This is a genomic window from Stenotrophomonas sp. 220_Sma (assembly GCF_056487375.1).
On record NZ_CM151348.1, the window covers coordinates 1477771 to 1491400 of the forward strand.

General features: G+C 67.3%; 10 protein-coding genes. 7 read left to right on the top strand and 3 right to left on the bottom strand.

Annotated features, from left to right (window positions below; translation table 11 throughout):
- Positions 1-137 precede the first annotated feature (137 nt).
- From ACZLIB_RS07005 to ACZLIB_RS07025, 5 genes are all read left to right on the top strand, one after another.
- Positions 138-2561, top strand: a complete 2424-nt coding sequence (locus tag ACZLIB_RS07005) for a putative bifunctional diguanylate cyclase/phosphodiesterase (RefSeq protein ID WP_478469478.1) — start codon at positions 138-140, stop codon at positions 2559-2561.
- Between the two features lie 110 nt (positions 2562-2671).
- Positions 2672-4336 (top strand): sensor domain-containing diguanylate cyclase, encoded by a 1665-nt coding sequence (locus tag ACZLIB_RS07010; RefSeq protein ID WP_164162537.1) that lies wholly within the window; start codon positions 2672-2674, stop codon positions 4334-4336.
- 34 nt (positions 4337-4370) lie between these two features.
- On the top strand, positions 4371-5093 hold the full coding sequence (locus tag ACZLIB_RS07015) for a pseudouridine synthase (protein ID WP_049424580.1): 723 nt from the start codon (positions 4371-4373) through the stop codon (positions 5091-5093).
- Between the two features lie 117 nt (positions 5094-5210).
- Entirely contained in the window at positions 5211-6281 is a 1071-nt protein-coding gene (locus tag ACZLIB_RS07020) for a sensor domain-containing diguanylate cyclase (RefSeq protein WP_110711684.1), read from the top strand.
- Positions 6282-6445: 164 nt separating this feature from the next.
- A complete protein-coding gene (locus ACZLIB_RS07025) occupies positions 6446-7606 on the top strand; it encodes an AAA family ATPase (protein WP_478469480.1) in 1161 nt (386 codons plus the stop codon).
- 30 nt (positions 7607-7636) lie between these two features.
- On the opposite strand, the gene ACZLIB_RS07030 is transcribed toward ACZLIB_RS07025, so the two are convergent.
- The 3 genes from ACZLIB_RS07030 to ACZLIB_RS07040 are packed head-to-tail and all read right to left on the bottom strand — an operon-like array spanning position 7637 to position 9889.
- Positions 7637-8584 (bottom strand): DMT family transporter, encoded by a 948-nt coding sequence (locus tag ACZLIB_RS07030; protein ID WP_032128349.1) that lies wholly within the window; start codon positions 8582-8584, stop codon positions 7637-7639.
- Between the two features lie 34 nt (positions 8585-8618).
- Positions 8619-9449: a DUF72 domain-containing protein gene (locus ACZLIB_RS07035; RefSeq protein ID WP_478469481.1), complete on the bottom strand. Its 831-nt coding sequence runs from the start codon at positions 9447-9449 to the stop codon at positions 8619-8621.
- Positions 9446-9889 carry a VOC family protein gene (locus ACZLIB_RS07040; protein WP_180854207.1) on the bottom strand — a complete coding sequence of 148 codons (444 nt, stop codon included), beginning with the start codon at positions 9887-9889 and terminating at the stop codon, positions 9446-9448. The genes ACZLIB_RS07035 and ACZLIB_RS07040 overlap by 4 nt, the downstream gene beginning before the upstream one ends.
- A 110-nt stretch (positions 9890-9999) precedes the next feature.
- On the opposite strand from ACZLIB_RS07040, the gene ACZLIB_RS07045 reads away from it, so the two are divergent.
- Together ACZLIB_RS07045 and smrA are read left to right on the top strand one after the other, a co-directional pair.
- Positions 10000-11559, top strand: coding sequence for a serine hydrolase (locus tag ACZLIB_RS07045; RefSeq protein WP_478469483.1), 1560 nt, complete (start codon positions 10000-10002; stop codon positions 11557-11559).
- Between the two features lie 199 nt (positions 11560-11758).
- Entirely contained in the window at positions 11759-13591 is a 1833-nt protein-coding gene (smrA, locus tag ACZLIB_RS07050; protein WP_110711689.1) for a multidrug efflux ABC transporter SmrA, read from the top strand.
- The last annotated feature ends 39 nt before the right edge of the window (positions 13592-13630 follow it).

The following is a 13630-nucleotide window of genomic DNA, read 5'->3' on the forward strand; positions in this document are numbered from 1 at the left end:
TATGCCCGGCAGTGCGCTTATGCCGAAAACGACTTAATCCCCTCCGTCCCCTTTTCGCATGGCAAACACATTGCCGGTCATAGGCTGGGCCGGTTCCAAGGGAGGTTGTCACCGCAGCACATTCGGGGGGATCCGGGATGGGTAGAAGTGGCACGGACCAGCAGAGCCGGCGGGTGCCGATGACCCGTGGCCTGGGATTGCGCTTTGCGTTGTTGACGGGCATGGCGATCGGGTTGGTCGCGCTGTCCGCGTTGATCCAGGAACTGCAGGCGGCCTCGACGGCCTGGATTGCCGGCCAGGGCTACTGGTCGCGAGGGCAGCAGGATGCGACCGCTGCGCTGAGCCGCTACCTGGCGCGTGGCGATGCGCAGGACCTGGATGACGCGCGCCAGGCCCTGCGGATTCCGTTGGGGGATCTGCAGGCCCGGCTGGCGCTGGAACAGGCGGTACCGGACGAGGAGAAGGCCCGGCAGGGTTTCCTGCAGGGCGGCAACGCGCGCGCCGATATTCCGCGCCTGGTGTTCTCGTTCCGCTACGCCCGTGACCTGGGAGCATTCCGCGAAGCCACTGCACTGTGGCGGCAGACCGATGGTGATCTGGAGGCTGTGCAGGCCCTGGTCGCCGAGCTGCAACGGAGGCATGCGGCAGGTGAACTGCCCGTGGCCGACCGCAATCGCTATCTGCAGCAGCTGCGGGATCTCGACCGCCGCCTGCAGGTGCAGGCCCAGGCGTTCTCGCAGGCGCTGCTGAGGATGGCCACCATGGTCCGGATCGCCACGCTGATGGTTGGTGGCCTGTCGGTGCTGGTGATCAGCCTGATGGCAGTGGCGTTGGCGCGTCGTGTCGGCAAGGACCTGACCGAGCACGAGAGCCGCTTCCGCGCGGCGTTCTACCAGGCCAATGTCGGCATGCTGAAGCTCGACACCGATGGCCGCGTGGTCGAGGCCAACCAGGCGATGGCGGATATCCTCGACTATCGGCGCGATGTGCTGCTGCAGATGCTGCTGGGTGACCTGCTGATGGAGGGGGAACTGGTCCTCGATGGTGTCGGCCGCATCGACTGGGACCGGCAGCTGCGGCCGAGCGAGCTGCGTTTCCGCCGGCGCGATGGCAGCCTCGTCTGGGGACGCTGGAGCGGTACCGCGGTTCGCAGCTCGGGCGGTGGATTGTCGGTGTTCGCGATCATCGAGGATGTCAGCCAGAACCATGCACTGGCGCGCGAGATCGAGCATCACGCCAGCCACGATCCGCTGACCGGCCTGATCAACCGCCGCGAGATCGAACGCCTGCTGGAACGCGCGCTGCTGCAGGTCCGGACCGACGGTGGTACGCATGCGCTGTGCTACATCAACCTGGACCACTTCAAGCTGGTCAACGACAGCTTCGGTCATGCCGCCGGCGACCAGATGCTGCGCGGTTTCGCCGACTATCTGGTGGCGGCGGTGCGTGATGGCGACTGGGTCGGCCGGCTGGGTGCCGACGAGTTCGCGGTGTTTCTCGCCCATGCCGGCCAGGACGAAGCCAAGCGCGTGCTGCAACGGGTGATCCGCAACCTGGGGCAGGCGACCTTCCCGATCAGCGAGGGCAGTCCGCAGCTGAGCTGCAGCATCGGCGTGGTCGAGGTCAGTGCCGATGCGCCGGACGTGAACTGGTTGATGAGTGCCGCCGACAGCGCCTGCTATGCGGCCAAGCAGGCCGGGCGCAACCGCGTGCACTGCTTCAATGAGAACCGCATGGCGCTGGAGGAGCGGCGGCAGGAGGCCGAGCGCCTGCAGGGCGTCAGCCTGGCGATGGCCGAAAACCGCATGCTGCTGTATGCACAGCGCATCGCCCGCGTGGGCGATCCGTCCTACCTGCACTACGAGGTGCTGGTGCGCATGCGTGGTACCGATGGCAGCCTGCATCTGCCCGGCCAGTTCATGCCGGCGGTGGAGCGATACGGCATGGCGGTGGCGCTGGACCGGCACGTGCTCGGGCTGCTGTTCCGCCACCTGCAGGTATGCCCGGCGCACGTGCGCCAGCTGGGCCTGTGCAACGTCAATGTGTCCGCGCAGTCGATCGCCGAACCGGGGTTCCTTGCCTTCGTCTGCGACCTGCTCGAGCGCAACCGCGCATTGGCCTCCAAGCTGTGCTTCGAGATCACCGAGACCGCAGCGATCAGCAATCTCAGTCAGGCCCGGGCGTTCATCGACGCCGTGAAGGCGCGCGGCTGCCGGATGGCGCTGGATGACTTCGGCTCCGGCCTGTCCTCGTTCGGCTACCTGCGCCAGCTGCCGGCCGACATCCTGAAGATCGATGGTGCGTTCGTGCGCGACATGGATACCGACCCGGTCAGCCACGCCACCGTGCGCGCGATCAGCGAGCTGGGACGTGAGCTGCAGATGGAGGTGGTGGCCGAATGGGTGGAGACCGCCGAAGTGGCGGGTGCGCTGACCCGGCTCGGTGTGCAGGGCCTGCAGGGCTACGCGATCGAGCGGCCGCAGCCGCTGGAACGGATGACCCTGGCCGATCTGCGCCCGGTGCGGCTGGTCGCGATGAAAGGGCCGCAGGGGGCTGGCTGAATGGCTTGGCGGCGACTTTGGTCTACACGTGCGACGCACGTCCGGCTGCGATAATGCGCGCCAGGGGCGACGCGCAGTGGGCGCGGACGTAAGCAGGAACAGGATGTGGCGTGGGCGTCAGGCAGTGGCGGTACGGAACAGGAGCGGTGCTGGTCGTACTGCTGGTGTGGTTGGCGATGCCGTGGCCGCTTCAGGCCGCCGTGGCCGTGTCGGGCCGCGATTATCTGCTGGTGGGGGGCGCCACCGACGAACCGACCCCACATCGAGCATGCACGCCGCAGATGCTGTCCGGCTCCCGCCAGCAGGTGCTGGTACCGGCTCCGCTGGAAGGCTGGTCGGGCCAGCCACAGGCGCTGGATGTATTCAATGTCTTTGCCGGCGAAGTGCGGGTCCAGTACGGCGACCGCGAAATCTGCGGCAACATGCACGACGCCCGCACCCGCGACTCGCGCTTCCGCGCAGGCATCGGCCTGGTTGCGGTGCCGCCGGCGGGCAGCCACGCGCCGTTCCTGGTCTCCTGGCAGACGCCGCTGAAGGCGCGCTGGGTACCGACCCTGCGGCTGGGCGCGCCCAGCCCGGTACAGCAGAACGATACCGCCCGCCTGCTGATGCGTGCCGCCTGCATCGCTGTGGCGATCGCATTGGCGCTGTCGGCATTGATGGCCTTCCTGACCACGCGCGATCGCAGTTTCCTGGTCTACGTTGCCGGCACCACGGTGCTGGTGCTGTGGCAGGCCATCCTCGGCGGCCTCAGTGGCTACCCGGAGCCGTGGCTGCCGGTGGGGGAGCGCGGGGCCTGGTGGCTGCTCTCGCTGACCGCCGCCACCCAGGCGCTGGTACTGCCGGCACTGTGGCGGCTGAACGGCGGTGACCGCGTATGGCCACGATCGCGGCCACTGCAGGCGACCGTGCTGTGGGGCCTGCTGGCGCTGGCCGTACTGGTGCCGTGGCTGCGCTGGGAACAGCTGGCCTGGGTCGCGCAGGGCCTGCAGGTGTCCTATCTGCTGGGGTGTGGCCTGGCATTGCTGATGGGCGTATGGGCCCGTTGGCGCGGCGACCGTTGGGCGCAGGCTGGACTGGCCGCATTGGCACCGATGCTGGTCCTGATCATCGCCGATGCCTGCCGTGCGGAATGGCTGCTGGAGTACCGGGTCGAAGCATTGCAGCTGTCGGTGACCTGGCTGCTGATGATGGCCGCCTATGCCATGAACCAGCGGCTGGGCCGGCTGCGCCAGCAGCGCGATGAACTGCGCCAGCTGGCCGAAACCGACGGCCTGACCGGACTGCCGAATCGCCGCGCCGGCCTGCAGCAGCTGGCCCGTCACCTGGCACAGGTTGACCGTGAGCGCGGCCCGCTGGTGATCGGCTTCCTCGATATCGATCTGTTCAAGGACATCAACGACCGTCACGGCCATGCCGTGGGTGATCAGGTACTGGTGGCGGTGGCACGCGCGCTGCGCGCTGCGGTGCGCAGCCAGGACGAAGTGGTGCGGATGGGCGGCGAGGAGTTCCTGCTGCTGATGCCCGGCATGCCGCGCGAGGCGGCGTCGGCGCGGCTGGACCGCCTGCGCCAGCGCATCACCGAGGCCGGGCGGGCGCTGCAGGTGCCGGGGCTGGAGGTGACCGCCAGCATCGGACTGGCGCAGTGGCGGCCGGGCGAGGACGACCTGGCCGGGCTGCTGCGGCGGGCCGACCATGCCATGTACGTGGCCAAGCGCGCCGGTCGCAACCGGGTGTTCGACGGCGAAGAGCTCGATCCGCCGGCCCCGGCATGAAGCGCAGCGGGCGGCGATGCCGGATAATAGGGCGATGACCACCCGACTCAACAAACATATCGCCGACACCGGCTTCTGCTCCCGCCGCGAGGCCGATCGCCTGATCGCCGCCCGCCGCGTCACCGTCAACGGCCACGCGGCCGGCACCGGTGCGGTGGTGGGCGAGGAAGACCAGGTGCTGGTCGACGGCCAGCCGCTGCGCGCGCGCGTCGCACGCAAGCCCGGCGCCCGCCGCCACGTCTACATCGCGCTGAACAAGCCGGTGGGCGTCACCTGCACCACCGAAACCTCGGTCAAGGGCAACATCGTCGACTTCGTCGGCCATGAACAGCGCATCTTCCCGATCGGCCGCCTGGACAAGGAGTCCGAAGGCCTGATCCTGATGACCAGCAACGGCGACATCGTCAACCAGATCCTGCGTGCCGAGAACGGCCACCAGAAGGAGTACCTGGTGGCGGTGAACAAGCCGGTTACCGACGAGTTCCTGCGTGGCATGGCGCGCGGCGTGCGCATCCACGACCAGATGACGCTGCCGTGCAAGACCTCGCGCATCGCCAAGTTCGGATTCCGCATCACCCTGCAGCAGGGACTGAACCGGCAGATCCGCCTGATGGCCGCCGAGTTCGGCTATCGGGTGACCCAGCTGCGCCGCGTGCGCATCGACAACATCAAGATCGGTGCGCTGAAGCCGGGTCAGTGGCGCAACCTGACCGAACAGGAGCTGCAGGGCCTGCTGCCCAAGCAGCTGGACTGGTAAACGGCTTCTGTAGAGCCGAGCCCATGCTCGGCTGCTCTTCTGTCCGGGTGCAGCCGAGCATGGGCTCGGCTCTACATCGGCTAGACTCCGCAGTGACCTGCCGGAATGTGACGCTGCATGATCAAGCCCGACAAGCCTGCCAACGAAGCCCTTCGGCTCGAGGCGCTGTACCGCTACCGGATCCTTGATTCGCAGCGCGAGAAGTCATTCGACGACCTGGTGGCGATCGCCAAGGCGGTCTGCGGTACCTCGATGGCGGCGGTGACCCTCATCGACGTCGAACGGCAGTGGTTCAAGTCGATCCAGGGCATCGACGCGGCGGAGAACCTGCGCAGCGAATCGATGTGTGGCCACGCCATCCTGCAGCCGCAGGAAATCATGGTGGTCGAGGACGCGTTGCAGGACATCCGCTTCCACGACAACCCGGTAGTGACCGGCGACCCGCACATCCGCTTCTACGCCGGTGCGCCATTGATCAGTTCCGATGGACTGCCTCTGGGCACGCTGTGCGTGTTCGATGCACATCCGCAGCACCTGCCCAGCGACAAGGCCGAGGCACTGGCCGCACTGTCACGGCAGGTGATGCTGGTGATGGAGCTGCGCCGTTTCGCGCTCGACATCCAGAAGCACATGCTGGAACGCGATGACTACGAGCGCCTGCTGTCGGAGTACCAGGACGTGCTGCTGGCGCAGAATGCCGACCTGGCCGAGCAGAGCCGCACCGATGCGTTGACCGGCCTGCCCAACCGCCGCGCGATGGCGGCGGCACTGGAAGAGGCGGTGGTGGAGATCGATGGGCAACCGGGCGTGGCCTGCGTGGCGCTGCTCGACATCGACCATTTCAAGCACATCAACGATTTCCAGGGGCATGCCACCGGCGACCGGGTGCTGGCCGAGCTCGGCGTGCTGCTGCGCTCGCATTTCGCTGGCCGTGGCATGGCGGCGCGCTATGGCGGCGAAGAGTTCGTGGCGGTGATGCCGGGCACCGATCTGCGCACGGCCGAACTGCAATGCGAATTCCTGCGCCTGGCCGTGGCGGATCTTCCGCTGGGTTTCCCGGTCACGATCAGCATCGGCGTTGCCCAGCATCACGCCGGTGAAAGCGTGGACGCGATGCTGGCCCGTGCCGACAAGGCGCTGTACCGCGCCAAGGGCAATGGCCGCAACCGGGTGGAGCTGGCGGGCTGAAACACCGGCGACTCGCGCGCTGAACGCATGCGACGTGCGGATGATTCGATGCCGTTCCAGTAGATCCACGCCATGCGTGGATGCTCTTCCCGATTCACGTCGCGTCGCAGCTCCTGCGATCAGAACCGGCCAGCATGACGTCCCTGTTTCCACGGACACCAGCCATGCTGCAGACCCTGGCCATCGCCCACTATCGCTCGCTGCACGGGCTGGTACTGCCGTTGCAGCAGTTGAACGTGGTGACCGGTGACAACGGTAGTGGCAAGTCCAGCCTGTACCGCGCGCTGCGCCTGCTGGCGGAGACCGCGCAGGGCGGCGTCGCGGCGGTGCTGGCCCGTGAAGGTGGGCTCGGTTCGGCGCTGTGGGCCGGTCCCGAATCCATCGATCGTCGGGTCGCGGCCGGCGAGATCCCGCTGCAGGAGGGGCCCCGGCAGTCATCGGTGGGGCTGAAGCTGGGCTTCACCACCGACGAGTTCGGCTATGCCATCGACCTGGGCTACCCGCCACCCAGCCGTTCGGCGTTTGCGCTGGATCCGCAGATCAAGGCCGAGGCGATCTGGGCCGGGCCGTTCCTGCGCAGCGCCAATCTGCTGGTCGATCGTCGCGGGGCGATGGTACGGCAACGCCATGCGCGCGGCTGGGATCTCGTGGATGACCGGTTGTCGCTGTTCGACAGCCTGTTCACCCAGGTCGGCGATCCGCAGCGCATGCCGGAAACCATCGCCTTGCGTGAGTACATCCGCCGCTGGCGCTTCTACGACCATTTCCGCAGTGATGCCGATGCCCCGGCGCGGCAGCCGGCGATGGCTACGCGCACGCCGGTACTGCACCACGACGGGCGGGATCTGGCGGCGGCCTGGGTGACCATTCTCGAGGTCGGAGATCCGGTCGCGTTGGCACGCAGCGTTGATGATGCCTTCCCCGGCGCCACGGTCGGCTTCGGGGAACTGGACGGTCGATTGGCCCTGCGCTTCCACCAGCCGGGGCTGCTGCGGCCGCTGTCGATGGCCGAACTGTCCGACGGCACGCTGCGCTTCCTGCTGCTGGCCGCTGCGTTGCACACGCCACGCCCGCCACCGCTGCTGGTGCTCAACGAGCCGGAGACCAGCCTGCATCCGGACCTGCTGCCAGCGCTGGCGCGACTGATCATCGCTGCAAGTGCACGCAGCCAGGTGTGGGTGGTCTCACACGCCAGCCGCCTGATCGCAGCACTGGAGCAGGCGCCCGGCTGTCATTCGCTGCATCTGCACAAGGAACAGGGGCGCACGCTGTTGAGCGGGCAGGGCCTGCTGGATGCCCCTGCATGGCACTGGCCGCAGCGTTGATACGGCCATCCACGCCCGGCGCGGAGGCACTCAATCGGCGATGTTGCGTGCTTCGGCGGTACCAAGAATTTCCGGATGCTGCACCGGCTTGCGGCGGTTCAACAACGGATGCAGGAATACCGCGCCGACGATGATCGCCACGCCCAGGTAGAACCACGGGGTGACTTCGTGCTGCTCGCGCAGCAGCACCACCGCCAGCACCACCGCATAGACCGGCTCCAGGTTGGTCACCAGCTGCACCGTATAGGCGCTCAGGTGGCGCAGTGCGACCAGGGCCAGGGCGAACGGCAGCAGCGTGCAGAACCCGGCCAGCACCAGCAGCAGGATGCCGTCGTGCAGGTCCGGGACCACCCACAGTGGGCTGGCCAGCGCCGGCAGCAGGTAGGGCATCAGCGGTGCCAGCAGGGTCAGGGTGAGGGTGCCCGCACCCAGCTCCAGCGCGGTGACCGTGAGCGGATCGGCGTGGCTGACCATGCGCTTGTTGAGCGAGCCGAACACCGCCACCAGCAGCGCCGATATCGCGCCGATCAACACGCCCAGGCGCATGCCATCGGGCACGCCACCGACCACCAGTGCCACGCCCGGCAGCACCGCCAGGCCGAACGCCAGTTCACGCAGCTGGAACGGCCGCTTGGCCACCCAGGGTTCGATGATCGAGGTGAACACCGGGGCCAGTGCAATGCAGGTGGCGGCCACCGAGGCATTGGCCAGTTTCACCGCGCCGTAGAAGGTCAGCCAGTGCAGGGCGACCAGCGCGCCGATGCCGGCATAACCGGCCACCAGTCGCAGTGGCAGGGTACGCAACCCGCGCCAGACCCGCGGCAGCAGGGCCAGCATCGCCGTCACCAGCAGCATGCGCCACCACACCAGCGGCAGCGCCGGCAGGGTGATCAGCTTGCCGAGGATAGCGGTGACGCCCCACAGCAGGACACAGAAGTGGATCTGCCACAGCGCTTTGCGGGTGTCGGGTGTGCTCATCCGCCTATTGTGAGGCAAGGCGATGACCGCAGCGCTATCCGCGTGAGGAATTGCTGGCCCCATCTACCCGCCGCTGCAGGGCCATCGCCGCCGCCGGGTTGCGTGCCTTGCCAGCACCGATGCACAGCAGGTAGACCTCGCGCGGAGTTTCCGGAGCCGGCGCGGCCAGGCAGGGCAGGTCCTCCACCGGCTCGCCCTGTGACCAGCGCGTTGCGCGTTCCACCCAACGCTGCTGCACCGGCGCCGGCAGGCCCTCGTTCAAGCGGGCCTGGCTGCGCTTGATCCGTGCGTAGACGAAACCGGCACTGACGTCACCGTGCAGGGGGGCCTCGTCGCTGTCCTCGATCACCAGCGCCACGCCGTGTCGACGGGCGGCGGCGACCAGTGCCGGGCCATGTGCCTCGGCGTTGCGGACCTCCAGCGCATGCTGCAGCGACACCCCTTCCAGCTGTTTCGGCAGCTGCGCCATCAGCGCGCACAATGCATCGGCATCGGCCGGATGGCGCGGATCGAACTGCCACAGCAACGGGCCGAGCCGGTCACCGAGCGCCAACGCCGCCTCAAGGAACGGTGCGGCCGCCTCCACGGTGCTGGACAGGTCACGGCGCTGTACCAGGTAGCGTGGCGCCTTCATCGAAAACCGGAAGCCTTCCGGCGTCTGCGCGGCCCAGTGCGCACACTGCGCCGCAGTGGGCGTGCGGTAGAAGGTGCCGTTGATTTCGATGCAGCGCAGGGCGCGGCTGGCATGGGCCAGCTCTTCGCGCTGCGGCAGGCCTGGCGGATAGAACATGCCGCCACGCCATTCGGGAAACACCCAGCCACCGATGCCGCAGCGGATCTCCGCCGGACGGGCGGTCGTGGTCACTGACCGTGGTCCGCGCGCCACGGGTCGTAGCTGCCGAACCACCACAGATAGCCTTCCGGGTCGGCGCAGGCGTAGCCGCGTCCGCCGTAGTCCTGGTCAGCAATGTCGATGACGATGCGTGCCCCGGCGGCCTTGGCCCGGGCGTAGTGCGCATCGGCATCGGTGACGATCACGCAGGCGCTCTGGGTCTGGCGGCCGCCGACCTCGTCAGGCATCGCCGCATGCTGGTTCCACTCGCTTTCCTTGTCGGCCGAGCCGAGCATGATCATGCCGTGGCCGAAGGTGAGCTGCGCATGGAACACCGTATCGCCCTCCGCGTAGACGGCCTGGGCATGGAAGCCGAAGGCGCGCTGCAGCCAGTCGATGGCCGCCTGCGCGTCGCGATAGCGCAGGCATGGAATGATGGTGGATCCGTTGTCTGGTTGGCCGTTCCCGCCCATGGCACCCCTCCTATGGCACAGGGCAGGCTGCGCCGCAGACCGTTACCATCCTGCGAAACCCTGGTGACGGCCTGCACATGGCCGCTACCCCTGTTCGGAGATGGTGCTGGATGAAAACCTGGATTGGAGGAGCCGTGCTGCTGGCATGCACGACCATGGCAAGCGCGGCGACCCCGGCGCAGCTGCAGGACCTGGATGCGACCGTCGAGCGCGTGCGCACGCAGTTCGACGTGCCCGGCGTCGCCGTGGCCGTGGTCAAGGACGGCCAGGTGGTGCTGGAACGCGGCTGGGGCGTGCGCGAGCAGGGCAAGCCGGAACCGGTGCAGGCCGATACGCTGTTCGCCATTGCTTCCAACACCAAGGCGTTCACCGCCACTTCGCTGAACCTGCTGGCCGAGGACGGCAAACTGAAGATGGACGACAAGGTGATCGACCACCTGCCGTCGTTCCGCATGTCCGACCCGTTCGTGACCGGGCAGATGACGATCCGCGACCTGCTGTCGCATCGCAGCGGGCTGAGCCTGGGTGCCGGTGACCTGCTGTTCTGGCCGACCACCTCGTACAGCAATGCCGAAGTGGTGGAGCGGCTGGGCCAGGTGCCGCTGAAGGGTGGTTTCCGCGAGAACTATGCCTACGACAACATCCTGTACGCGGTCGCCCAGCAGGTGATCGAGCACGTTTCCGGCATGAGCTACCAGCAGTTCCTGCAGACCCGCATCTTTGACAAGGTGGGCATGGTTGGCACGCGCTACAACGCCGACCACCTGAAGCCGGGCGACAAGGCGGCGGTCGGCCACGCCAAGTACGATTTCGAGGACCTGCGCACTGTCGCGCCGCTGACCTGGTCGAACAATGCCGGTGCCGGTGGCATCTATTCCAGTGCGCACGACATGGCGCGCTGGATGCAGGTGCAGTTGGCCGAAGGCAAGCTCGCCGATGGCACTGCGCTGTTCAGCGACAAGAGCCAGCAGCAGATGTGGCGGATGATCACCCCGCAGTCGATCCCGGCGCCGAGCGTGCCGGAGCTGGCACCGGCGCGGGCCAACTTCGCCGGCTATGGCGAAGGCTGGAGCCTGAGCGACTACCGCGGGCAGAAGCTGGTCTGGCACACCGGTGGCTGGCCGGGCATGGTCTCGCGGCTGACCCTGGTACCGGGCGAGAAACTGGGCGTGGTGGTGCTGACCAATCAGGAAGTGGGCGCGGCGTTCAATGCGATCACCCTGAGTGTGCTCGATGCCTACCTGGGCGGTGAAAAGCATGACTGGGTGGACGCCTATGCCAAGGCCGTGGCCAAGGGACAGGACAAGGCCGACGAGGCGTGGGCCAAGCACCAGAGCGCGCGCGACAAGGGCAGCAGGCCGTCGCTGGCGCTGGCCGGCTACACAGGCACGTTCCGCGACCGCTGGTATGGCGACATGCAGGTCAGTGCCGAGGGCAAGGGACTGCGCCTGCGCTTTGCCAAGACCGCGCAGTTGAGCGGTCGCCTGGAGCACTGGCAGCACGACACCTTCATCGTGCGCTGGGACGACCGTTCGCTCAACGCCGACGCGTTCGTGAACTTCAGCCTGGACCCGGACGGCAAGGTGCGCGAGGTGCGCATGCAGCCGATTTCCGACCTGACCGATTTCAGTTTCGATTTCCAGGACCTGCTGTTCACCCCAGTGAAATGACGCCGCCGGGCGTGGCCCGGCGCTGACGTTTGACGAATCCGATGGGTAGTGCCGGCCGCTGGCCGGCAACCTCATGATCCCCGGATGCGTCACAAGGTTGCCGGCCAGCGGCCGGCACGACCGCAGCCGCAGCGATCGTCGGCCGGCGTACACATGCGGCATGGGATACTCCGCCAGCTAAAGATGGCGAGGGAATGCGATGTTCCGTTGGTTTGAATCCCTGATTCCGGTGTTCCCGCCCGTGGACGGGCGGATGCCTCCGCGCAAGGTGCTGCCGTTCTACCTGCACTACCTGCGCCCGGTGTGGCCGGTGCTGCTGGCCACGCTCATCGCCGGCCTGCTGCTGGCGCTGGTGGAAGTGGCGATGTTCGATTACCTGGGCCGCATCGTCGACATGGTCGCCGAGCAGCCCGGTGCCGACTTCTTCAAGCGCCATGCCAACGACCTGGGCTGGATGCTGTTCATCACGGTCATCGCGCGGCCGATCCTGGTCGGCCTGCACAACCTGCTGGTCAACCAGGCCATCGTGCCCGGCCTGAGCAACCGCTCGCGCTGGCTGATGCACAACTACGTGGTGCGGCAGAGCCTGAGCTTCTTCCAGAACGACTTTGCCGGCAGCGTCGCCAACCGGGTGATGCAGACCGGTACCTCGCTGCGCGAATCGGCGGTGCAGATGGTCGATTCGCTCTGGTACATCGTGGTCTACACCGGCACCGCGCTGTACCTGTTCGCGCAGGCCGACTGGCGGCTGATGGTGCCGCTGATCCTGTGGCTGCTGGCCTATGCGGTGATCCTGGTCTACTTCGTGCCGCGCGCGAAGGAACGGGCCTGGATTGCGTCCGAAGCGCGTTCCAAGGCGATGGGCCGCATCGTCGATGGCTACACCAACATTCCCACGTTGAAGCTGTTCGCCCATGGCGGGCGCGAGCAGGCCTACGTGGCCGAGTCGATCCAGGAACTGGCGGTCAAGCACCGCGCGCAGACCCGGGTGACCACCGGCATGGACCTGACCATCGCCATCGTCAACGGTTTCCTGATCGCCGGTACCTGCGGGCTGGCGCTGTGGCTGTGGAATGGCGGCCACATCACCGTCGGTGCGATCACCCTGGCGACCGGTCTGGTGATCCGCATCCACAACATGTCCGGCTGGATCATGTGGACCATCAACGGCATCTTCGAGGACATCGGCACGGTGCAGGACGGCATCACCACCATCGCGCAGCCGCTGACGGTGCAGGATCGCGAGGATGCGGTCCCGTTGCAGGTGACCCGTGGTGGCGTGCACTTCCAGGACATCCATTTCCACTACGGCAAGAAGGGCGGCGTGATCGCCGGCCTCGACCTGGTGGTGAAGCCGGGCGAGAAGATCGGCCTGGTCGGTCCCTCGGGTGCCGGCAAGTCGACCCTGGTCAATGTGCTGCTGCGCCTGTACGACCTGGAAAGCGGCCGCATCCTGATCGACGGCCAGGACATTGCCTACGTCACCCAGGAAAGCCTGCGCCAGCAGATCGGCGTGGTTACCCAGGACACGTCGCTGCTGCATCGCTCGATCCGCGACAACCTGCTGTACGGTCGCCCCGACGCGACCGATGCGCAGTTGCGCGCAGCCGTGGCCAAGGCGCGTGCCGAAGCCTTCATCGATACGCTGGTGGACGGGCAGGGGCGTCGTGGCTACGACGCACATGTCGGCGAGCGCGGCGTGAAGCTGTCCGGTGGCCAGCGCCAACGCATCGCCATTGCCCGCGTGCTGCTGAAGGACGCACCGATCCTGGTGCTGGACGAAGCAACCTCGGCACTGGACTCGGAAGTGGAAGCGGCGATCCAGGACAGCCTGGATGAGCTGATGGGCGGCAAGACGGTGATCGCGATCGCGCACCGGCTGTCGACCATCGCGCGCATGGACCGGTTGGTGGTGATGGACCAGGGACGCATCGTCGAGACCGGCACCCATGCCGAGCTGATTGCAGCCGGTGGCCTGTACGCACGGTTGTGGGCGCGGCAGACCGGTGGATTTGTTGCTGCCGATCAATGATCGCTTCGGGGTCGGATCCCTTTCCGCAGGAAAGGGCTC

Bases quoted from the DNA above. Each gene is read 5' to 3' on its own strand.
- ACZLIB_RS07015 (WP_049424580.1), top strand. From the start codon at position 4,371: ATGACCACCCGACTCAACAAACATATCGCCGACACCGGCTTCTGCTCC.
- ACZLIB_RS07020 (WP_110711684.1), top strand. From the start codon at position 5,211: ATGATCAAGCCCGACAAGCCTGCCAACGAAGCCCTTCGGCTCGAGGCG.
- ACZLIB_RS07025 (WP_478469480.1), top strand. From the start codon at position 6,446: ATGCTGCAGACCCTGGCCATCGCCCACTATCGCTCGCTGCACGGGCTG.
- ACZLIB_RS07005 (WP_478469478.1), top strand. From the start codon at position 138: ATGGGTAGAAGTGGCACGGACCAGCAGAGCCGGCGGGTGCCGATGACC.
- ACZLIB_RS07030 (WP_032128349.1), bottom strand. From the start codon at position 8,584: ATGAGCACACCCGACACCCGCAAAGCGCTGTGGCAGATCCACTTCTGT.
- ACZLIB_RS07045 (WP_478469483.1), top strand. From the start codon at position 10,000: ATGAAAACCTGGATTGGAGGAGCCGTGCTGCTGGCATGCACGACCATG.
- smrA (WP_110711689.1), top strand. From the start codon at position 11,759: ATGTTCCGTTGGTTTGAATCCCTGATTCCGGTGTTCCCGCCCGTGGAC.
- ACZLIB_RS07040 (WP_180854207.1), bottom strand. From the start codon at position 9,889: ATGGGCGGGAACGGCCAACCAGACAACGGATCCACCATCATTCCATGC.